Below are 19,367 nucleotides of genomic sequence, written 5' to 3' on the forward strand. Positions count from 1 at the left end.
TCTGCTGCGTGGTACCAAGCGTGACGACGTTGAGCGTGGCCAGGTTCTGGTCAAGCCAGGTTCGGTCAAGCCGCACACCAAGTTCACCGCAGAAGTCTACGTTCTGTCGAAGGAAGAAGGCGGCCGTCACACTCCGTTCTTCAAAGGCTACCGTCCTCAGTTCTACTTCCGTACCACTGACGTGACCGGTAACTGCGAACTGCCGGAAGGCGTTGAAATGGTAATGCCAGGTGACAACATTCAGATGACTGTTACCCTGATCAAGACCATCGCAATGGAAGACGGTCTGCGCTTCGCTATCCGTGAAGGCGGTCGTACCGTCGGCGCCGGCGTTGTGGCCAAAATCATCGAGTAATCACTCGACCGATTGAAAAAACCCCCGCTCAGCGGGGGTTTTTTTTATTGGGTTGACACTAAATGGGGGCGTCTATAGAATCACGCCTCCTTTTAGCGGGCGTAGTGCGTCCGTTGGGAACAGCCTGGAGTCTGAAATCCAATGCAAAATCAGCAAATCCGTATCAGGTTGAAGGCTTTCGACCATCGCCTGATCGACCAATCCACCCAGGAAATCGTGGAAACCGCGAAACGTACTGGTGCACAAGTGCGTGGTCCAATTCCACTGCCTACCCGCAAAGAGCGTTTCACCGTTCTGGTCTCCCCGCACGTCAACAAAGACGCGCGTGACCAGTACGAGATTCGCACTCATAAGCGTGTTCTGGACATCGTCCAGCCAACGGATAAAACCGTTGACGCGCTGATGAAGCTTGATCTGGCGGCAGGTGTGGAAGTACAGATCAGCCTCGGCTAAGACTTCGGTCTAGTCGTGTAACGCTCTGAAATGGGCGGCCATAGCGGGTGAAAGCCCCGTACACTCATGAGGTTTACAACATGACTATTGGTGTAATCGGTCGCAAGTGCGGTATGACCCGCATTTTCACCGAAGAAGGTGTCTCCATTCCGGTCACGGTCATTGAGATCGAGCCGAATCGCGTCACCCAGTTCAAAACTGAAGAAACCGATGGCTACCGTGCAGTGCAAGTCACTGTCGGCGAGCGTCGTGCTTCGCGTGTGACTGCCGCTCAGGCAGGCCACTTCGCCAAGGCCAACGTTGCCGCTGGTCGCGGTGTTTGGGAGTTCCGTCTTGAAGAAGGCGATTTCCAGGCTGGCGATCTGATCAAAGCTGAACTCTTCACTGCAGGCCAGCTGGTTGACGTTACTGGTCAGTCCAAAGGTAAAGGCTTCGCCGGTACCATCAAGCGCTGGAACTTCCGTGGTCAGGACAACACCCACGGTAACTCCGTGTCGCACCGTGTTCCTGGTTCCATCGGCCAGTGCCAGACTCCTGGTCGTGTGTTCAAGGGCAAGAAGATGTCCGGTCACATGGGCGCCGAGCGCGTGACTGTTCAGTCCCTGGAAGTAGTTCGCGTAGACGCTGAACGCAACCTGCTGCTGATCAAGGGTGCCGTACCTGGCGCTACTGGCGGCGACGTGGTTGTACGTCCAGCTGTCAAGGCTCGCGGTTAAGGGGAAACTGACATGCAACTTAATGTAAATGACGCTCAGGCGATCGAAGTTTCCGAACTGACTTTCGGTGGCGAATTCAACGAGACGCTGGTTCACCAAGCAGTCGTGGCCTACATGGCCGGCGGCCGTCAGGGTACCAAGCAGCAGAAGACCCGTTCCGACGTGGCTGGTGGCGGTAAGCGCCCATGGCGTCAGAAGGGTACTGGCCGTGCTCGTGCTGGTACCACTCGTGGTCCGATCTGGCGTGGCGGTGGTGTAACCTTCGCAGCTCGCCCTCAAGATCACTCGCAGAAGCTCAACAAGAAGATGTACCGCGCAGCCCTGCGCTCCATCCTCGCTGAGCTGGTGCGTAGCGACCGTCTGGTCGTGGTTCAGGACTTCGCTGTTGAAGCACCGAAAACCAAAGATCTGCTGAACAAGCTGAACGGCATGGGTCTGAGCGACGTATTGATCGTTTCCGACGCTGTTGATCAGAACCTGTACCTGGCTGCTCGTAACCTGCCGCACGTCGACGTACGTGACGTACAAGGTTCCGACCCGGTCAGTCTGATCGCATACGAGAAAGTGTTGATCACTGTCTCGGCCGTGAAGAAATTCGAGGAGCTGCTGGGATGAACCAGGAACGCGTATTTAAAGTCCTCCTTGGCCCGCACGTTTCCGAGAAGGCTACCGTTCTGGCTGAGAAAAAAGGCCAGTTCGTATTCAAGGTTGCTACTGATGCAACCAAGCTGGAAATCAAGAAAGCTGTCGAAGGCCTGTTCAACGTAAAAGTTGAAAACGTGTCGACTGTTAACGTTCTGGGTAAAACCAAGCGTACCGCACGTGGTCTGGGCAAGCGTAATGACTGGAAGAAGGCGATCGTCTCCCTTCAGCCAGGCCAAGATCTCGATTTCAGCAGCAGTGCTGAGTAAGGAAGGGGTGCATCATGGCAATCGTTAAATGCAAACCGACTTCCCCTGGCCGCCGTTTCGTGGTCAAGGTGGTCAACAAGGAGCTGCACAAAGGCGCTCCTCACGCACCGCTGATCGAGAAAAAATCGAAGTCTGGTGGTCGTAACAACAATGGCCGCATTACCACTCGTCACGTTGGTGGTGGTCACAAGCAGCATTACCGTCTGGTTGACTTCCGTCGCAACGACAAAGATGGCATCCCAGCCACTGTCGAGCGTATCGAATACGACCCGAACCGTACTGCTCACATCGCCCTGCTGTGCTACGCAGACGGTGAGCGTCGCTACATCATTGCCCCTAAAGGCGTGAGCGCTGGCGACCAGCTGATCGCAGGTGCCCTGGCCCCAATCAAGGCCGGTAACTCCCTGCAGCTGCGCAACATCCCAGTAGGTAGCACCATTCACGGCATCGAACTGAAGCCGGGTAAAGGTGCTCAGATCGCACGTTCCGCTGGTGCTTCGGCTCAGCTGATCGCCCGCGAAGGTGTCTACGTGACCCTGCGTCTGCGCTCTGGTGAAATGCGTAAAGTCCTGGCTGAGTGCCGTGCGACCCTGGGCGAAGTCTCGAACTCCGAGCACAGCCTGCGTTCGCTGGGTAAAGCTGGTGCCAAACGCTGGCGCGGCGTTCGCCCAACCGTTCGTGGCGTTGCCATGAACCCGGTTGACCACCCACATGGTGGTGGTGAAGGTCGTACCTCCGGTGGTCGTCATCCGGTATCGCCATGGGGCTTCCCAACCAAGGGTGCTAAAACCCGTGGTAATAAGCGTACCGACAACATGATCGTCCGTCGTCGCAAGTAACTAGAGGGATACGACAGTGCCACGTTCTCTGAAAAAAGGTCCTTTTATCGATCTTCACCTGCTGAAGAAGGTCGAAGTGGCGGTGGAGAAGAACGATCGCAAGCCAGTTAAAACCTGGTCGCGTCGCTCGATGATCCTGCCACAAATGGTCGGTCTGACCATCGCGGTTCATAACGGTCGCCAGCATGTTCCAGTTCTCGTGAACGAAGACATGGTCGGCCACAAACTGGGCGAGTTCGCCGGTACCCGCACCTATCGCGGGCACGTGGCTGACAAGAAAGCCAAGCGTTAAGGGGTAAGGAAATGGAAGTAGCCGCTAAGTTGTCGGGCGCTCGCATCTCCGCCCAGAAAGCCCGCTTGGTCGCCGACCAGATCCGCGGGAAGAAGGTGGGCGAAGCGCTCAACCTGTTGGCCTTCAGCAGCAAAAAAGCCGCTGAAATCATGAAGAAAGTCCTCGAGTCGGCCGTAGCCAACGCCGAACACAACGAAGGCGCAGACGTTGATGACCTGAAGGTCTCCACCGTCTTCGTCAACGAAGGGCGTTCGCTGAAGCGCATCATGCCACGTGCCAAAGGCCGTGCTGATCGCATCGTCAAGCGGTCTTGCCATATCACTGTCAAGGTTGCGGACAAGTAACGGAGTCGATCAGATGGGTCAGAAAGTACATCCCACTGGCATTCGCCTGGGAATCGTCAAGGAGCACACCTCCGTCTGGTACGCAGACGGTGCTACTTACGCAGATTACCTGTTGAAGGATCTGAAAACGCGTGAGTACCTCCAAGACAAACTAAAAAGCGCGTCCGTAAGCCGTATCGATATTCATCGTCCGGCTCAAACTGCACGCATCACCATCCACACCGCTCGTCCCGGTATCGTTATCGGTAAGAAAGGTGAAGATGTCGAGAAGCTGCGTCAGGACCTGACCAAGCAGATGGGTGTGCCTGTGCACATCAACATCGAAGAGATCCGCAAGCCGGAACTCGACGCTATGCTGGTTGCGCAGAGCGTAGCTCAGCAGCTGGAACGCCGCGTAATGTTCCGTCGCGCCATGAAGCGCGCCGTACAGAACGCCATGCGTATTGGTGCCAAGGGCATCAAGATCCAGGTGAGCGGTCGTCTCGGCGGTGCTGAGATTGCTCGTACCGAGTGGTATCGCGAAGGTCGTGTGCCTCTGCACACCCTGCGTGCCGATATCGACTACAACACCTACGAAGCTCACACCACTTACGGTGTGATCGGTGTGAAGGTTTGGATCTTCAAAGGCGAAGTTATTGGTGGTCGCCAAGAAGAACTGAAACCACAAGCACCAGCGCCTCGTAAAAAAGCTGCTAAGTAAGGGGTACGCCAAATGTTGCAACCAAAGCGTACAAAATTCCGCAAGCAGATGACTGGCCACAACCGTGGTCTGGCACTGCGCGGTAGCAAAGTCAGCTTCGGCGAATTCGCCCTGAAAGCTGTTGCTCGCGGTCGCCTCACCGCTCGCCAGATCGAGTCCGCACGTCGTGCGCTGACCCGTCACGTTAAGCGTGGCGGTAAGATCTGGATCCGTGTGTTCCCGGACAAGCCGATCTCCAAGAAGCCTCTCGAGGTTCGTATGGGTAAAGGTAAGGGCTCCGTGGAATACTGGGTTGCCCAGATTCAGCCAGGCAAAGTCCTGTACGAGATCGAGGGTGTTTCTGAAGAGCTGGCGCGCGAAGCTTTCGCCCTGGCTGCTGCAAAGCTGCCTCTCGCCACCTCCTTTGTTAAGCGGACGGTGATGTGATGAAAGCGAATGAACTTCGTGAAAAATCGGCACAGCAACTGAACGAGCAACTGCTCGGCTTGCTGCGCGACCAGTTCAATCTGCGTATGCAGAAAGCAACTGGCCAGTTGGGGCAGTCGCACCTGCTCTCGCAAGTTAAGCGTGACATCGCTCGCGTGAAAACTGTGCTCAACCAGCAGGCAGGTAAGTGATCATGGCTGAAGCTGAAAAAACCGTCCGTACGCTGACTGGCCGTGTCGTCAGCGACAAAATGGACAAGACCATCACCGTTCTGATCGAGCGTCGCGTAAAGCACCCGATCTACGGTAAATACGTTAAGCGTTCGACTAAGCTGCACGCGCACGACGAAGCCAACCAGTGCAAGATCGGCGACAAGGTTTCCATCCGTGAAACCCGTCCGCTGGCCAAGACCAAGTCCTGGGCACTGGTTGAAGTCCTCGAACGCGCTGTTGAAGTCTAAGGGCTAGGGGTCGGAGAAATTTTATGATTCAGACTCAATCCATGCTCGATGTGGCCGATAACAGCGGCGCTCGTCGCGTCATGTGCATCAAGGTGCTCGGCGGTTCGCACCGTCGTTACGCCGGCATCGGTGACATCATCAAGGTTACTGTCAAGGAAGCAATTCCGCGCGGTAAGGTCAAAAAAGGCCAAGTGATGACTGCTGTTGTCGTGCGCACCCGTCACGGTGTTCGTCGCGCTGACGGTTCCATCATTCGTTTCGACGGCAACGCTGCTGTTCTGCTGAACAACAAGCAAGAGCCGATCGGCACTCGCATCTTCGGGCCAGTGACCCGTGAACTTCGTACTGAGAAGTTCATGAAGATCGTCTCGCTCGCCCCTGAAGTGCTGTAAGGAGATCCGACATGCAAAAGATTCGTCGTGACGACGAGATCATCGTGATCGCCGGCAAAGACAAAGGTAAGCGCGGTAAGGTGCTGAAGGTTCTCGCTGATGACCGTCTGGTCATCGGTGGTGTGAACCTGGTCAAGCGTCATACCAAGCCTAACCCGATGGCGGGCGTACAGGGCGGTATCGTCGAGAAAGAAGCGCCTCTGCACGCTTCCAACGTTGCCATCTTCAACGGCGAAACCAACAAGGCTGACCGCGTTGGTTTCAAAGTAGAAGACGGTAAAAAAATTCGTGTCTTCAAGTCGACCCAAAAAGCGGTTGATGCTTGAACACTGCTAGGTAGAAGACCATGGCACGACTGAAAGAGATTTACCGGAACGAAATCGCTCCTAAGCTTAAGGAAGAACTTAAGCTGTCGAACGTGATGGAAGTTCCGCGCGTTACCAAGATCACCCTGAACATGGGTCTGGGCGAAGCGATCGGCGACAAGAAAGTCATCGAGCACGCTGTTGCCGACCTGGAAAAGATCACCGGTCAAAAGCCGGTCGTGACTTTCGCTCGCAAATCCATCGCTGGCTTCAAAGTCCGCGAAGGCTGGCCGATCGGCGTCAAGGTGACCCTGCGTAGCGACAAGATGTACGAATTCCTGGACCGCCTGCTGGCGATCTCCCTGCCTCGGGTTCGCGACTTCCGCGGCCTGAATGCCAAGTCCTTCGATGGCCGTGGCAACTACAGCATGGGCGTGAAAGAGCAGATCATCTTCCCGGAAATCGATTACGACAAGATCGATGCTCTGCGCGGTTTGGACATCACCCTGACCACCACTGCTCGTTCGGACGACGAAGGCCGCGCTCTGCTGCGTGCTTTCAAGTTCCCGTTCCGCAACTGATTGGAGTAGGAAAATGGCCAAGAAGAGCATGAAAAACCGCGAGCTGAAGCGTCAGCTCACGGTAGCCAAGTTCGCTAAGAAGCGTGCTGAGCTGAAAGCGACCATCGTCAACGTTAACGCCTCTCCAGAAGAGCGTTTCGCTGCCGTTGTCGCTCTGCAGAAGCAGCCACGTGACGCTAGCGCCTCGCGCCTGCGCAACCGTTGCCGCCTGACCGGTCGTCCTCACGGTGTATACCGTAAGTTCGGCCTGGGCCGTAACATGCTGCGTCAAGCTGCAATGCGCGGTGACGTACCAGGTCTGGTCAAAGCCTCCTGGTAATCGCTGCAGGCAGGTACCCGGCGCAAGGGGAGCAATCTTCCGACCGCCGGTGACCTCGCCAACAAACAAGCCCCTATATGGGGCTTGTTTCGTTTCTGCCTTGTGTCTAGAATGACCGGCTCACCTGAGCCTGGGTTTTTTGCCCAATCCGCTCCGGTGGTTGTCATAGCCGCAAGGCTAATAATTCTTGTATCAGGAGCATCTAGCCCATGAGTATGCAGGACCCGTTAGCGGACATGCTAACTCGCATCCGTAATGCCCAGATGGCTGAAAAGTCCGTCGTAAGCATGCCTTCCTCTACCCTGAAGGTCGCGGTTGCCAAAGTTCTGAAGGACGAAGGTTACATCGCTGGCTACCAGGTAACTGGTGAGGCCAAGCCTTCCCTGTCGATCGAACTGAAGTACTTCGAAGGCCGTCCGGTCATCGAGGAACTGAAGCGCTCCAGCCGTCCAGGCCTGCGCCAGTACAAGGCCGTCACCGATCTGCCGAAAGTACGTGGCGGTCTGGGCGTGTCTATCGTCTCCACCAACAAAGGTGTGATGACTGATCGCGCTGCGCGCGCTGCCGGTGTCGGCGGCGAAGTTCTGTGCACAGTGTTCTAAGGGGGGATAGACATGTCTCGCGTCGCTAAGAACCCCGTTAAGCTGCCATCCGGTGTCGAAGTCAAGTTCGCCGGCCAACAGCTTTCGGTGAAGGGTGCCAAAGGCACTCTCGAACTGAACGTTCACTCGTCTGTTGAAGTTACCGAAGAGTCTGGTGAGCTGCGTTTCGTCGCTCGCAATGGTGACCAGCAAGCTCGTGCCATGGCCGGTACTACCCGTGCTCTGGTCAACAACATGGTCCAAGGCGTAAGCCAAGGCTTCGAGCGTAAGCTCCAGCTGGTCGGTGTTGGTTACAAGGCACAGGCCAAAGGCACCGTCCTGAACCTGGCCCTGGGCTTCTCTCACCCAGTGGACTACGAACTGCCAGCCGGTATCACCGCTGAAACGCCTAGCCAGACCGACATCCTGATCAAGGGTATCGATAAGCAGCTGGTAGGTCAGGTGGCCGCTGAAATCCGCGACTTCCGTCCGCCAGAGCCTTACAAAGGTAAAGGTGTGCGTTACGCGGACGAAGTAGTCCGTCGTAAAGAAGCCAAGAAGAAGTAGGGCCTAGTAAATGACCGACAAAAAAGTTATTCGACTGCGTCGCGCTCGCAAAGCACGTCTCAAGATGCACGAACTCGAAGTCGTGCGCCTGTGCGTGTTCCGCTCCTCGCAGCACATCTACGCCCAGGTCATTTCGGCCGACGGCAGCAAGGTTCTGGCAAGCGCCTCGACCTTGGACAAAGACCTGCGTGATGGCGCCACTGGCAACATCGACGCGGCCACTAAGGTTGGCAAGCTGGTAGCTGAGCGTGCGAAAGCCGCCGGTGTATCTCAAGTTGCCTTTGACCGTTCCGGCTTCAAGTACCATGGCCGCGTCAAAGCGCTGGCTGATGCTGCTCGTGAAGGCGGGCTGGAGTTCTAAGTTATGGCAAATAACGATCAAAAGCGCGACGAAGGCTACATCGAGAAGCTGGTTCAAGTTAACCGCGTTGCCAAAACCGTAAAAGGCGGCCGTATCTTCACCTTCACCGCGCTGACCGTGGTAGGTGATGGTAAAGGTCGTGTTGGCTTCGGCCGTGGCAAGTCGCGCGAAGTACCTGCCGCGATTCAGAAAGCCATGGAAGCTGCTCGCCGCAACATGATCCAGGTTGACCTGAAGGGCACCACCCTGCAGTACGCCACCAAGGCTGCCCACGGCGCCTCGAAGGTTTACATGCAGCCTGCCTCGGAAGGTACCGGTATCATCGCCGGTGGCGCAATGCGTGCTGTCCTGGAAGTTGCTGGTGTTCAGAACGTTCTGGCCAAGTGCTACGGTTCGACCAACCCAGTGAACGTGGTTTACGCCACCTTCAAGGGTCTGAAAGCCATGCAATCTCCTGAATCCATTGCTGCCAAGCGCGGCAAGAGCGTCGAGGAGATCTTCTGATCATGGCAACCGTAAAAGTAACGCTGATCAAGAGCGTCTCGGGCCGTCTGCCTAACCACAAACTGTGTGTTAAAGGCCTGGGTCTGCGTCGCATCGGTCACACTGTAGAAGTCCAAGATACTCCTGAGAACCGCGGGATGATCAACAAGGCTTACTACATGCTGAAGGTCGAGGGCTAATCGATGAAACTCAATGATCTGAGTCCAGCGCCGGGTTCCCGTCGCGAGAAGCATCGTCCAGGTCGTGGTATCGGTAGCGGTCTGGGTAAGACCGGCGGCCGTGGCCACAAAGGTCAGACTTCCCGTTCGGGTGGTTCGATCGCTCCTGGCTTCGAAGGCGGTCAACAGCCGCTGCACCGTCGTCTGCCGAAGTTCGGCTTCGTTTCCCTGAAAGCCATGGACCGCGCTGAAGTGCGTCTGTCCGAGCTGGCCAAAGTGGAAGGCGACGTGATCTCCGTGCAATCCCTGAAGGATGCCAACGTGATCAACCAGCACATTCAGCGTGTGAAAATCATGCTGTCTGGCGAAGTTACTCGCGCAGTCACCATCAAGGGTATCGCAGCCACCAAGGGTGCGCGTGCGGCTATCGAAGCAGCTGGCGGCAAATTCGAGGAATAAATGGCTAAGCAAGGTGCTCTCTCTTCGCTCGGTAAGGGCGGGATGTCGGAACTCTGGGCTCGTCTGCGCTTTCTGTTCATGGCGATCATCGTCTATCGGATAGGTGCGCATATCCCGGTTCCCGGCATCAATCCGGACCGTCTGGCGGATCTGTTTCGGCAGAATGAGGGGACCATTCTTAGCTTGTTCAACATGTTTTCCGGTGGCGCGCTCGAGCGTATGAGCATCTTTGCACTGGGGATCATGCCGTACATTTCGGCATCGATCATCATGCAGCTGATGACCGCGGTCAGCCCGCAACTGGAGCAGTTGAAGAAGGAAGGTGAAGCTGGCCGTCGCAAGATCAGCCAGTACACCCGCTACGGCACCGTTATCCTGGCACTGGTTCAAGCCATTGGCATGTCCATTGGCCTGGCCAACCAGGGCGTGGCGTTTTCTGTGGGCCTGGGCTTCCATGTCGTCGCCGTCTCCACCTTCGTGGCGGGCGCGATGTTCATGATGTGGCTGGGCGAGCAGATCACCGAGCGCGGTGTGGGCAACGGTATCTCGATGTTGATCTTCGCAGGTATCGTTGCCGGTCTTCCGAGAGCAATCGGGCAGTCTTTCGAGTCTGCACGCACAGGCGATATCAACATTTTCGCCTTGGTCGCTATCGGTTTGCTGGCAGTAGCGATTATCGGTTTCGTGGTGTTCATTGAGCGTGGTCAGCGTCGTATCGCCGTTCACTACGCCAAGCGTCAGCAGGGCCGTAAGGTCTTCGCTGCGCAGACCAGCCACTTGCCGTTGAAGGTGAACATGGCGGGGGTTATCCCAGCCATTTTCGCGAGCAGCATTCTGCTGTTCCCGGCTTCGCTGGGTGCCTGGTTCGGTCAGTCCGAAGGTATGGGCTGGCTGCAGGACATCTCGCAGTCGATCGCTCCTGGTCAGCCGTTGAACATTTTGCTGTTTAGTGCAGGGATCATTTTCTTCTGCTTCTTCTACACAGCGTTGATGTTCAACCCGAAAGACGTAGCGGAAAACCTGAAGAAGTCCGGTGCCTTTATTCCGGGTATCCGTCCTGGTGAGCAGTCGGCGCGCTACATTGATGGCGTTCTGACCCGTTTGACCATGTTCGGTGCTCTTTACATGATGGCCGTCTGCCTTCTGCCCCAGTTCCTGGTGGTGGCAGCAAATGTGCCGTTCTACCTTGGCGGGACCTCGTTGCTGATTGTGGTAGTGGTTGTGATGGACTTCATGTCCCAAGTACAATCGCACCTCGTTTCGCACCAGTACGAATCCCTGATGAAGAAAGCCAACCTGAAAGGCTACGGTGGCAGCGGTCTGCTGCGCTGATACGCCCCTAAGGTTCGAGGAGTCGGTAATGAAAGTTCGTGCATCGGTGAAAAAGCTGTGCCGTAACTGCAAGATCATCCGTCGCGAAGGCGTCGTACGAGTGATCTGCAGCGCGGAACCGCGTCACAAACAGCGCCAAGGCTGAGTGTGATCTGCGCTTCAAACCCAGCAGCTAGTGTGCTGCTGGGTTGATTATTCGTTTCTACAGCGATATTATCTCGCGCCCTATTTCTTGGCTTCCGGGGCGTAGGTAGCTGTCAATTGGAGTCCCACTGAATGGCCCGTATTGCAGGCGTCAACATTCCAGATAACAAGCATACTGTTATCTCGCTGACCTACATCTATGGTGTCGGTCGCACAACTGCACAGAAGATCTGTGCAGACGCTGGTGTAAACCCAGCCGCTAAGATCAAGGATCTGAGCGACGAGCAAATCGAAACCCTGCGTGGCGAAGTTGCGAAGTTCACCACCGAAGGTGACCTGCGTCGTGACATCAACATGAAGATCAAGCGCTTGATGGACCTGGGTTGCTACCGCGGCCTGCGTCATCGTAAAGGTCTGCCGGTTCGCGGTCAGCGCACCAAGACCAACGCACGCACCCGTAAGGGCCCGCGTAAGCCGATCCGCAAGTAATCGCCCAGGAATATAGACATGGCAAAACCTGCTGCTCGTCCTCGTAAGAAAGTCAAAAAGACAGTGGTTGATGGCATCGCCCACATCCATGCGTCTTTCAACAACACCATCGTGACCATCACCGACCGTCAGGGCAACGCTTTGTCCTGGGCGACCTCCGGTGGTTCGGGTTTCCGTGGTTCGCGCAAATCCACCCCGTTCGCAGCTCAGATCGCTGCTGAGCGTGCTGGTCAAGCTGCGCTGGAATACGGTCTGAAGAACCTCGACGTTAACGTCAAGGGTCCAGGTCCAGGTCGTGAGTCCGCCGTTCGTGCATTGAACAGCTGCGGCTACAAGATCGCCAGCATCACCGACGTGACGCCTATCCCGCACAACGGGTGCCGTCCGCCGAAGAAGCGTCGCGTGTAATCAGGAGACAGAAGAATGGCACGTTACATTGGTCCAAAATGCAAACTGTCTCGTCGTGAAGGCACCGATCTGTTCCTGAAGAGCGGCGTTCGCGCTCTGGAATCGAAGTGCAACATCGAAGCAGCCCCAGGTATCCACGGCCAGCGCCGTGGCCGTCAGTCCGACTACGGCACCCAGCTGCGTGAGAAACAAAAAGTCCGTCGTATCTACGGTGTTCTGGAGCGTCAGTTCCGCGGTTACTACCAAGCTGCTGCCTCGAAAAAAGGCGCAACCGGTGAGAACCTGCTGCAACTGCTCGAGTGCCGTCTGGATAACGTCGTTTACCGTATGGGCTTCGGCTCGACTCGTTCCGAGTCGCGTCAGCTGGTTTCGCACAAAGCGATCAGCGTCAACGGTAAGACTGTAAACATTCCATCCTACCAAGTTCGTCCGGGTGACGTGGTCGCGGTCCGCGAGAAGTCGCTGGCCCAGCTGCGCATTGTTCAAGCCCTTGAACTGTGCGCCCAGCGTGGCCGCGTTGAGTGGGTTGACGTGGATGCTGCTAAAAAGTCGGGCGTTTTCAAGAACGTTCCTGCTCGCAGCGACCTGTCTGCCGACATCAACGAAAACCTGATTGTCGAGCTCTACTCCAAGTAAGGGCTAGAAAATAGGTGCATCCATGCAGATTTCGGTAAATGAGTTCCTGACTCCCCGCCACATTGATGTGCAGGTAGTCAGTCCGACCCGCGCCAAGATCACGCTCGAGCCTCTCGAGCGTGGTTTCGGCCATACCCTGGGCAACGCGCTGCGCCGCATCCTGTTGTCCTCCATGCCTGGCTGTGCAGTAGTCGAGGCCGAGATCGATGGCGTACTCCACGAGTACTCCGCGATCGAAGGTGTTCAGGAAGACGTAATTGAAATCCTGTTGAACCTGAAAGGCCTGGCTATCAAACTGCACGGTCGTGACGAAGTTACGCTGACCTTGTCGAAAAAGGGTTCGGGGGTGGTTACCGCTGCCGATATTCAGCTGGATCACGATGTCGAGATCGTCAACCCCGATCACGTAATCGCGAACCTGGCGTCGAATGGCGCCCTGAACATGAAGCTCACTGTAGCTCGTGGTCGCGGTTACGAGCCGGCCGACTCCCGTCAAACCGACGAAGACGAAAGCCGTAGCATTGGCCGTCTGCAGTTGGACGCTTCGTTCAGCCCGGTGCGTCGTATCGCCTACGTGGTCGAGAACGCCCGTGTTGAACAGCGTACCAACTTGGACAAGCTGGTCATTGATCTGGAAACCAACGGCACCCTGGATCCTGAAGAGGCTATCCGCCGCGCTGCGACCATCCTGCAACAGCAGCTGGCCGCGTTCGTCGACCTCAAAGGTGACAGCGAGCCTGTCGTAGTCGAGCAGGAAGACGAGATCGATCCGATCCTGCTGCGTCCGGTTGACGACCTGGAACTGACTGTACGTTCGGCCAACTGCCTCAAGGCGGAGAACATCTACTACATCGGCGACCTGATTCAGCGTACCGAAGTAGAGCTGTTGAAGACTCCTAACCTGGGCAAGAAGTCCCTGACTGAAATCAAGGACGTGCTGGCCTCTCGTGGTCTGTCTCTCGGCATGCGCCTCGACAACTGGCCGCCTGCAAGTCTTAAGAAAGACGACAAGGCGACCGCCTGATCGTCGTAATCACCGAACGTAGTGTTTGGTAAGGAATGAATCATGCGTCATCGTAAAAGTGGACGTCACCTGAGCCGCACCAGCTCTCACCGCAAGGCTATGTTCCAGAACATGGCAGTGTCGCTGATCGAGCACGAGCTGATCAAAACCACCCTGCCGAAAGCCAAGGAACTGCGCCGCGTTGCCGAGCCGCTGATCACCCTGGCCAAGGAAGACAGCGTTGCTAACCGTCGTCTGGCCTTCGACCGTACCCGTTCGAAGTCCGCTGTTGGCAAACTGTTCAACGACCTGGGCAAGCGTTACGCCACCCGTCAGGGCGGCTACCTGCGCATCCTGAAGTGCGGTTTCCGCGCTGGCGACAACGCGCCTATGGCGTACGTCGAGCTGGTTGATCGTCCGGTCGGCGGTGCTGTAGAAGCTGCTGAGTAAGACGTTCTGTCTGCTACAAAGAACCGGGCCTAGTGCCCGGTTTTTTGTTTCTGCATACATTGTTTATTTCTATTGATATAAGTCATGTAATGAATTTGTCCCTGTAACCTTGCTCGTCAATACTCTTTCTACAGCCGATTAGCCGGCGCTTTAAGACCAGAAAGGGAGAGCCCATGAGCAAGATTCTCACCACCGCCAGCGGTGCACCTGTAGCCGACAACCAGAATTCCCGCTCCGCCGGCCCGCGTGGCCCGCTGCTGCTCGACGACTTCCACCTGATCGAGAAGCTCGCCCATTTCAACCGCGAGAACATTCCGGAGCGCCGCGTCCATGCCAAGGGCTCGGGCGCCTATGGCACTTTCACCGTTACCCGCGATATCAGCGGCTACACCAGCGCCAAGCTGTTCGAACAGATCGGCAAACAAACCGAGACCTTCTTGCGCTTCTCCACCGTGGGTGGTGAGCGTGGCTCTGCGGATACCGAGCGCGACCCACGTGGCTTCGCCGTCAAGTTCTACACCGAGGAAGGCAACTGGGACATCGTTGGTAATAACACGCCAGTGTTCTTCATTCGCGACCCGTTGAAGTTCCCGGACTTTATCCACACTCAGAAGCGCCACCCGCAGTCCAACCTGAAGAATGCCCAAATGATGTGGGATTTTTGGTCGCATTCCCCTGAGGCGCTGCACCAGGTCACCATCCTGTTCTCCGATCGAGGCATTCCGGATGGCTATCGCCACATGCACGGTTTCGGCAGCCACACCTACAGCCTGATCAATGCCAAGGGTGAACGTACCTGGGTCAAGTGGCACTTCAAGACCCAGCAAGGCATCAAGAACCTCGCACCGGCGGAAGCTGCGCGCCTGGCGGGCACCGACCCGGATTACGCACAGCGCGACTTGTTCGAGGCCATCGAGCGTGGTGACTACCCGCGTTGGACGGTTTGCATTCAGGTGATGAGCGAAGCCGAGGCTGCCAGCCGCGACGAGAACCCCTTCGACGTGACCAAGACCTGGTCGCAAAAGGACTATCCACTGATCGAAGTGGGTGTGCTGGAGCTCAACCGTAACCCGCTCAACTACTTCGCCGAGGTCGAGCAGGCGGCGTTCGGGCCGAGCAATATGGTGCCTGGGGTTGGTCTGTCGCCGGATCGCATGCTGCAAGGTCGTGTGTTCGCCTATGCCGACGCGCACCGCTACCGGGTCGGTACCAACCACCAGCAACTGCCAGTGAACGCGCCACGCTGCCCGGTGAACAGTTATCAACGCGACGGTTCCATGGCAACCGGTGGTTACGGCAGTGCGCCGAACTACGAGCCAAACAGCTACAGCGATGCGCCGAAGCAGTCGCCACGGCATGCCGAGCCAGCACTGGCCCTCAACGGCTCGGCTGAGCGCTACGATCACCGCGAGGATACCGATTACTTCAGCCATGCCGGCGCTTTGTTCCGCTTGATGAGCGATGAGCAGAAAGCCCTGCTGATCAGCAACATCGCCGGTACCATGGCGGGTGTCAGCGAAGACGTGATCCAGCGCCAGCTGCAGTACTTCTTCAAGGCCGACCCGGCTTATGGTGAAGGGATTGCCAAGGCGTTGGGCATCCATCTCGCCTAAGTCGAAGTGATAAGAAGAACCGCCCTCATTTGGGCGGTTTTTCAATGAATATCACTACTGTTTAACCGATTTTTTGCGTCTTATTGCGCGTTTTTCAGTGACCGTAGGCGAAAGCTGGTTCACACTATGTGGCATAGACGTTTTCACATGGAGAATCAGGGCGATGCAAGGCCACCCGGATGTAATCAACTACCTCGTCACGCTGCTGAAGGGCGAACTGGCGGCACGCGACCAGTACTTCATTCATTCGCGCATGTACGAAGACTGGGGCCTGTCCAAGCTCTACGAGCGCATCAACCACGAGATGGAAGAAGAGACACAGCACGCCGATGCCCTGATGCGTCGCATCCTCATGCTTGAAGGCACCCCCGACATGCGCGCGGACGATCTGGAAGTCGGCAGCACTGTGCCAGAAATGATCGAGGCCGACCTCAAGCTCGAGTACAAGGTGCGCGGCGCGCTCTGCAAAGGTATCGAACTGTGCGAACTGCACAAGGACTACATCAGCCGTGACATCCTGCGCGCGCAGTTGGCCGATACCGAAGAAGACCACACTTACTGGCTGGAGAAGCAGCAGGGCCTGATCAAGGCCATCGGCCTGGAAAACTACCTGCAGTCGCAGATGTAAGTTATCCACAGACTCAAGAAAAAGCCCCTGGCACCAACGGTACCAGGGGCTTTTTTCATTGCCTCGGCAACACTCAGGCCCGGTCCCGCTCCAGCAGCGGTTTCAGGTAATGGCCGGTATACGATTGTTTCATCTCGCTCAGCTCTTCTGGCGTGCCACAGGCAATGATCTGCCCACCCTTGGAGCCACCCTCCGGCCCCAGGTCCACCAGCCAGTCGGCGGTCTTGATCACATCCAGGTTATGCTCGATCACCACCACGGTATTGCCGTGGTCGCGCAGGCGATGCAGCACGTCCAGCAACTGCTGGATGTCAGCGAAGTGCAGGCCCGTGGTCGGCTCATCGAGGATGTACAGGGTCTTGCCGGTATCGCGCTTGGACAGCTCGCGCGACAGCTTCACCCGCTGCGCCTCACCGCCAGACAGGGTGGTTGCCGACTGCCCCAGCTTGATGTACGACAGGCCCACATCCATCAACGTTTGCAGCTTGCGCGCCAGCGCCGGTACCGCATCGAAGAACTCGCGAGCATCCTCGATGGTCATTTCCAGCACCTCGTGGATGTTCTTGCCCTTGTACTTGATTTCCAGGGTTTCGCGGTTGTAGCGCTTGCTCTTGCACACGTCGCACGGCACATAGATGTCTGGCAGGAAGTGCATTTCCACCTTGATCAGGCCATCGCCCTGGCAGGCCTCGCAACGGCCGCCCTTGACGTTGAACGAGAAGCGCCCCGGGCCATACCCACGTGAACGCGATTCCGGCACGCCAGAGAACAGCTCGCGAATCGGCGTGAAAATGCCGGTGTAGGTCGCCGGATTGGAGCGCGGGGTACGGCCAATCGGGCTTTGGTCGATATCCACCACTTTGTCCAGGTGTTGCAGGCCGTCCATACTGCTGTGCGGTGCGGCTTCCAGGCTGCTCGCGCCATTGAGGGCGGTGGCGGCCAGGGGGAACAGGGTGTTGTTGATCAGCGTCGATTTGCCCGAGCCGGATACCCCGGTCACGCAGGTCAGCAGGCCGATCGGCACTTCCAGGTCAACGTTCTGCAGGTTGTTGCCACGCGCGCCCTTGAGCTTGAGTTGCAGCTTTTTGTTGCGCGGCGTGCGCTTGGCCGGTACGACGATCTTCTTGCGCCCGGACAGGTACTTGCCCGTCAGCGAATCGGGATGGTCCATGACCTCTTGTGGCGAGCCCTCAGCGACGATCTGCCCACCGTGCACACCAGCGCCCGGGCCGATATCGACCACGTAGTCGGCCAGGCGGATGGCGTCCTCGTCGTGTTCCACCACGATTACCGTGTTGCCCAGGTCGCGCAGGTGGTTGAGGGTGGCCAGCAGGCGGTCGTTGTCGCGTTGATGAAGGCCGATGGACGGTTCATCGAGGATGTACATCACGCCCACCAGGCCGGCGCCGATCTGGCTGGCCAGACGGATACGTTGCGCTTCACCACCGGAGAGGGTATCGGCGCTACGGTCCAGGGTCAGGTAGTCGAGGCCGACATTGACCAGGAACTGCAGGCGTTCGCAGATTTCCTTGAGGATTTTCGCCGCGATTTCACCACGGCGCCCAGTTAGCGTCAGGTCAGCAAAATAGTTGCTGGCTTCACCGATCGGCAGGTTGGTCACTGCCGGCAGGGTCTTCTCCCCAACCCACACATGGCGTGCCTCGCGGCGCAAGCGGGTACCACGGCAATCCGGGCAGGGTTGCGTGCCGAGGAACTTGGCCAGTTCTTCACGCACGGTGGCCGATTCGGTTTCGCGGTAGCGGCGTTCAAGGTTCGGCACAATGCCTTCGAACGGGTGCGAACGCTTGACGATATCGCCACGGTCGTTGAGGTACTTGAAGTCGACACTCTGCTTGCCACTGCCCTGCAGGATCACCTTCTGGTGCTCGGCCGACAGCTCGCCGAACGGCTCCTCCAGGCTGAAGCCATAGTGCGCGGCCAACGAACCGAGCATCTGGAAGTAGTACACGTTACGCCGGTCCCAGCCACGGATCGCGCCTTCGGCCAGGGTGAGTTCGGCATTGACCAGGCGCTTGGTGTCGAAGAACTGCTTCACCCCCAGGCCATCGCACGTCGGGCAGGCACCCGCCGGGTTGTTGAAGGAGAACAGCTTCGGTTCCAGCTCGCTGATCGCATGACCGCATACCGGGCAGGCGAAGCGCGCGGAGAAGATCATTTCTTCGCCTTGTTCGTCGTCCATCGGTGCCACCAGGGCGATGCCGTCGGCCAGTTTCAACGCGGTCTCGAACGACTCGGCCAGGCGCTGCTGCAAGTCGGCGCGGACCTTGAAACGGTCCACCACTACATCGATGCTGTGTTTTTTCTGCTTGTCCAGCTTGGGCAGTTCATCGAGCTCGTAGAGCTTGCCATTGACCCGGGCCCGCACGAAGCCCTGGGCGCGCAGCTCGTCGAAAACTGCCAGGTGCTCACCCTTGCGCTCGCGTACCACCGGTGCCAGCAGCATCAGCTTGCTGCCTTCCGGGCGCTCCAGCACCAGGTCGACCATCTGGCTGATCGTTTGCGCCTCCAGCGGGATATCGTGGTCCGGGCAGCGAGGCGTACCGACGCGAGCGTACAGCAGGCGCAGGTAGTCGTAGATCTCGGTGATGGTGCCGACCGTGGAGCGCGGGTTGTGCGAGGTCGATTTCTGCTCGATGGAAATCGCCGGCGACAAGCCTTCGATGGTGTCGACGTCGGGCTTTTCCATCATCGAAAGGAACTGCCGGGCGTAGGCCGACAGCGATTCCACGTAGCGGCGCTGGCCTTCGGCATACAAGGTATCGAACGCCAGGGACGATTTGCCGGAACCGGACAGGCCGGTGATCACGATCAGCTTGTCCCGGGGCAGGGTCAGGTCGATGTTCTTCAGGTTGTGGGTACGCGCCCCACGAATCAGGATCTTGTCCACTGCGGCCTCGCTCGGCGGGCATAAACAAGGAAG

The 19,367-nt window shown here is 57.3% G+C and carries 31 protein-coding genes and 1 pseudogene; 31 read left to right on the top strand and 1 reads right to left on the bottom strand.

Annotated elements, in window-relative coordinates:
* The 31 genes and pseudogenes from ACNFBR_RS23950 to bfr all read left to right on the top strand — a co-directional run.
* Nucleotides 1-355, top strand: a pseudogene (locus tag ACNFBR_RS23950) (elongation factor Tu); the annotation flags it as partial.
* 141 nt (nt 356-496) lie between these two features.
* Complete coding sequence (gene rpsJ, locus ACNFBR_RS23955) at nt 497-808, top strand: 30S ribosomal protein S10 (protein ID WP_003186070.1); 312 nt, start codon at nt 497-499, stop codon at nt 806-808.
* Nucleotides 809-888: 80 nt separating this feature from the next.
* Entirely contained in the window at nt 889-1,524 is a 636-nt protein-coding gene (gene rplC, locus ACNFBR_RS23960) for a 50S ribosomal protein L3 (RefSeq protein ID WP_003255486.1), read from the top strand.
* A 12-nt stretch (nt 1,525-1,536) separates the two neighbouring features.
* Nucleotides 1,537-2,139: a 50S ribosomal protein L4 gene (gene rplD / locus ACNFBR_RS23965; RefSeq protein WP_003255485.1), complete on the top strand. Its 603-nt coding sequence runs from the start codon at nt 1,537-1,539 to the stop codon at nt 2,137-2,139.
* Nucleotides 2,136-2,435 (top strand): 50S ribosomal protein L23, encoded by a 300-nt coding sequence (gene rplW / locus ACNFBR_RS23970; protein ID WP_003255484.1) that lies wholly within the window; start codon nt 2,136-2,138, stop codon nt 2,433-2,435. The genes rplD and rplW overlap by 4 nt, the downstream gene beginning before the upstream one ends.
* 14 nt (nt 2,436-2,449) lie before the next feature.
* Nucleotides 2,450-3,274, top strand: coding sequence for a 50S ribosomal protein L2 (rplB, locus tag ACNFBR_RS23975; RefSeq protein ID WP_003255483.1), 825 nt, complete (start codon nt 2,450-2,452; stop codon nt 3,272-3,274).
* A gap of 16 nt (nt 3,275-3,290) precedes the next feature.
* Nucleotides 3,291-3,566, top strand: a complete 276-nt coding sequence (gene rpsS / locus ACNFBR_RS23980) for a 30S ribosomal protein S19 (RefSeq protein WP_003255482.1) — start codon at nt 3,291-3,293, stop codon at nt 3,564-3,566.
* A gap of 11 nt (nt 3,567-3,577) precedes the next feature.
* Nucleotides 3,578-3,910 (top strand): 50S ribosomal protein L22, encoded by a 333-nt coding sequence (rplV, locus tag ACNFBR_RS23985; protein ID WP_003103908.1) that lies wholly within the window; start codon nt 3,578-3,580, stop codon nt 3,908-3,910.
* Between the two features lie 13 nt (nt 3,911-3,923).
* Entirely contained in the window at nt 3,924-4,610 is a 687-nt protein-coding gene (gene rpsC / locus ACNFBR_RS23990; protein ID WP_003255481.1) for a 30S ribosomal protein S3, read from the top strand.
* A gap of 12 nt (nt 4,611-4,622) precedes the next feature.
* Nucleotides 4,623-5,036, top strand: coding sequence for a 50S ribosomal protein L16 (gene rplP, locus ACNFBR_RS23995; protein WP_003255479.1), 414 nt, complete (start codon nt 4,623-4,625; stop codon nt 5,034-5,036).
* On the top strand, nt 5,036-5,227 hold the full coding sequence (gene rpmC / locus ACNFBR_RS24000) for a 50S ribosomal protein L29 (protein ID WP_002555481.1): 192 nt from the start codon (nt 5,036-5,038) through the stop codon (nt 5,225-5,227). Before rplP ends, rpmC begins: the two co-directional genes overlap by 1 nt.
* Nucleotides 5,228-5,229: 2 nt before the next feature.
* Nucleotides 5,230-5,496 (top strand): 30S ribosomal protein S17, encoded by a 267-nt coding sequence (rpsQ, locus tag ACNFBR_RS24005; RefSeq protein WP_003255478.1) that lies wholly within the window; start codon nt 5,230-5,232, stop codon nt 5,494-5,496.
* Nucleotides 5,497-5,519: 23 nt separating this feature from the next.
* Nucleotides 5,520-5,888 (top strand): 50S ribosomal protein L14, encoded by a 369-nt coding sequence (gene rplN, locus ACNFBR_RS24010; protein ID WP_002555479.1) that lies wholly within the window; start codon nt 5,520-5,522, stop codon nt 5,886-5,888.
* A gap of 11 nt (nt 5,889-5,899) precedes the next feature.
* The gene (gene rplX / locus ACNFBR_RS24015) at nt 5,900-6,214 is read left to right on the top strand and encodes a 50S ribosomal protein L24 (protein WP_003255476.1); all 315 of its coding nucleotides are present in this window, start codon (nt 5,900-5,902) and stop codon (nt 6,212-6,214) included.
* A gap of 20 nt (nt 6,215-6,234) precedes the next feature.
* The gene (gene rplE, locus ACNFBR_RS24020) at nt 6,235-6,774 is read left to right on the top strand and encodes a 50S ribosomal protein L5 (protein WP_003255474.1); all 540 of its coding nucleotides are present in this window, start codon (nt 6,235-6,237) and stop codon (nt 6,772-6,774) included.
* A gap of 13 nt (nt 6,775-6,787) precedes the next feature.
* Entirely contained in the window at nt 6,788-7,093 is a 306-nt protein-coding gene (rpsN, locus tag ACNFBR_RS24025; RefSeq protein ID WP_009681970.1) for a 30S ribosomal protein S14, read from the top strand.
* Between the two features lie 209 nt (nt 7,094-7,302).
* Complete coding sequence (gene rpsH / locus ACNFBR_RS24030) at nt 7,303-7,695, top strand: 30S ribosomal protein S8 (protein ID WP_003255471.1); 393 nt, start codon at nt 7,303-7,305, stop codon at nt 7,693-7,695.
* A gap of 12 nt (nt 7,696-7,707) precedes the next feature.
* The gene (rplF, locus tag ACNFBR_RS24035; protein ID WP_003255469.1) at nt 7,708-8,241 is read left to right on the top strand and encodes a 50S ribosomal protein L6; all 534 of its coding nucleotides are present in this window, start codon (nt 7,708-7,710) and stop codon (nt 8,239-8,241) included.
* 10 nt (nt 8,242-8,251) lie between these two features.
* Nucleotides 8,252-8,602: a 50S ribosomal protein L18 gene (gene rplR, locus ACNFBR_RS24040; RefSeq protein ID WP_003255467.1), complete on the top strand. Its 351-nt coding sequence runs from the start codon at nt 8,252-8,254 to the stop codon at nt 8,600-8,602.
* Nucleotides 8,603-8,605: 3 nt separating this feature from the next.
* The gene (gene rpsE / locus ACNFBR_RS24045) at nt 8,606-9,106 is read left to right on the top strand and encodes a 30S ribosomal protein S5 (protein WP_003255465.1); all 501 of its coding nucleotides are present in this window, start codon (nt 8,606-8,608) and stop codon (nt 9,104-9,106) included.
* Nucleotides 9,107-9,108: 2 nt separating this feature from the next.
* On the top strand, nt 9,109-9,285 hold the full coding sequence (gene rpmD, locus ACNFBR_RS24050) for a 50S ribosomal protein L30 (RefSeq protein WP_003255463.1): 177 nt from the start codon (nt 9,109-9,111) through the stop codon (nt 9,283-9,285).
* Nucleotides 9,286-9,288: 3 nt separating this feature from the next.
* Nucleotides 9,289-9,723 carry a 50S ribosomal protein L15 gene (gene rplO, locus ACNFBR_RS24055; protein ID WP_003255461.1) on the top strand — a complete coding sequence of 145 codons (435 nt, stop codon included), beginning with the start codon at nt 9,289-9,291 and terminating at the stop codon, nt 9,721-9,723.
* Nucleotides 9,724-11,055: a preprotein translocase subunit SecY gene (gene secY / locus ACNFBR_RS24060; RefSeq protein ID WP_003257108.1), complete on the top strand. Its 1,332-nt coding sequence runs from the start codon at nt 9,724-9,726 to the stop codon at nt 11,053-11,055. It begins immediately after the preceding gene.
* Between the two features lie 28 nt (nt 11,056-11,083).
* Nucleotides 11,084-11,200: a 50S ribosomal protein L36 gene (gene rpmJ / locus ACNFBR_RS24065; protein WP_002555468.1), complete on the top strand. Its 117-nt coding sequence runs from the start codon at nt 11,084-11,086 to the stop codon at nt 11,198-11,200.
* 131 nt (nt 11,201-11,331) lie between these two features.
* Complete coding sequence (gene rpsM, locus ACNFBR_RS24070; RefSeq protein WP_003255457.1) at nt 11,332-11,688, top strand: 30S ribosomal protein S13; 357 nt, start codon at nt 11,332-11,334, stop codon at nt 11,686-11,688.
* Between the two features lie 18 nt (nt 11,689-11,706).
* Complete coding sequence (gene rpsK, locus ACNFBR_RS24075) at nt 11,707-12,096, top strand: 30S ribosomal protein S11 (protein WP_003255454.1); 390 nt, start codon at nt 11,707-11,709, stop codon at nt 12,094-12,096.
* Nucleotides 12,097-12,111: 15 nt separating this feature from the next.
* Nucleotides 12,112-12,732: a 30S ribosomal protein S4 gene (rpsD, locus tag ACNFBR_RS24080; protein WP_012270238.1), complete on the top strand. Its 621-nt coding sequence runs from the start codon at nt 12,112-12,114 to the stop codon at nt 12,730-12,732.
* A 22-nt stretch (nt 12,733-12,754) separates the two neighbouring features.
* The gene (locus ACNFBR_RS24085) at nt 12,755-13,756 is read left to right on the top strand and encodes a DNA-directed RNA polymerase subunit alpha (RefSeq protein WP_003255452.1); all 1,002 of its coding nucleotides are present in this window, start codon (nt 12,755-12,757) and stop codon (nt 13,754-13,756) included.
* 42 nt (nt 13,757-13,798) lie between these two features.
* Nucleotides 13,799-14,185 (top strand): 50S ribosomal protein L17, encoded by a 387-nt coding sequence (gene rplQ / locus ACNFBR_RS24090; RefSeq protein WP_003255451.1) that lies wholly within the window; start codon nt 13,799-13,801, stop codon nt 14,183-14,185.
* Between the two features lie 173 nt (nt 14,186-14,358).
* Nucleotides 14,359-15,798, top strand: a complete 1,440-nt coding sequence (locus tag ACNFBR_RS24095) for a catalase (RefSeq protein ID WP_416737082.1) — start codon at nt 14,359-14,361, stop codon at nt 15,796-15,798.
* Nucleotides 15,799-15,961: 163 nt separating this feature from the next.
* The gene (gene bfr, locus ACNFBR_RS24100) at nt 15,962-16,426 is read left to right on the top strand and encodes a bacterioferritin (protein ID WP_003257116.1); all 465 of its coding nucleotides are present in this window, start codon (nt 15,962-15,964) and stop codon (nt 16,424-16,426) included.
* Between the two features lie 73 nt (nt 16,427-16,499).
* On the opposite strand, the gene uvrA is transcribed toward bfr, so the two are convergent.
* Nucleotides 16,500-19,334, bottom strand: coding sequence for an excinuclease ABC subunit UvrA (gene uvrA / locus ACNFBR_RS24105; protein ID WP_416737083.1), 2,835 nt, complete (start codon nt 19,332-19,334; stop codon nt 16,500-16,502).
* Nucleotides 19,335-19,367: the final 33 nt, after the last annotated feature.

Origin of the sequence: Pseudomonas sp. NY11955 (genome assembly GCF_048068035.1) — a bacterium.
In the GTDB taxonomy this organism is placed as follows: Bacteria; Pseudomonadota; Gammaproteobacteria; order Pseudomonadales; family Pseudomonadaceae; genus Aquipseudomonas.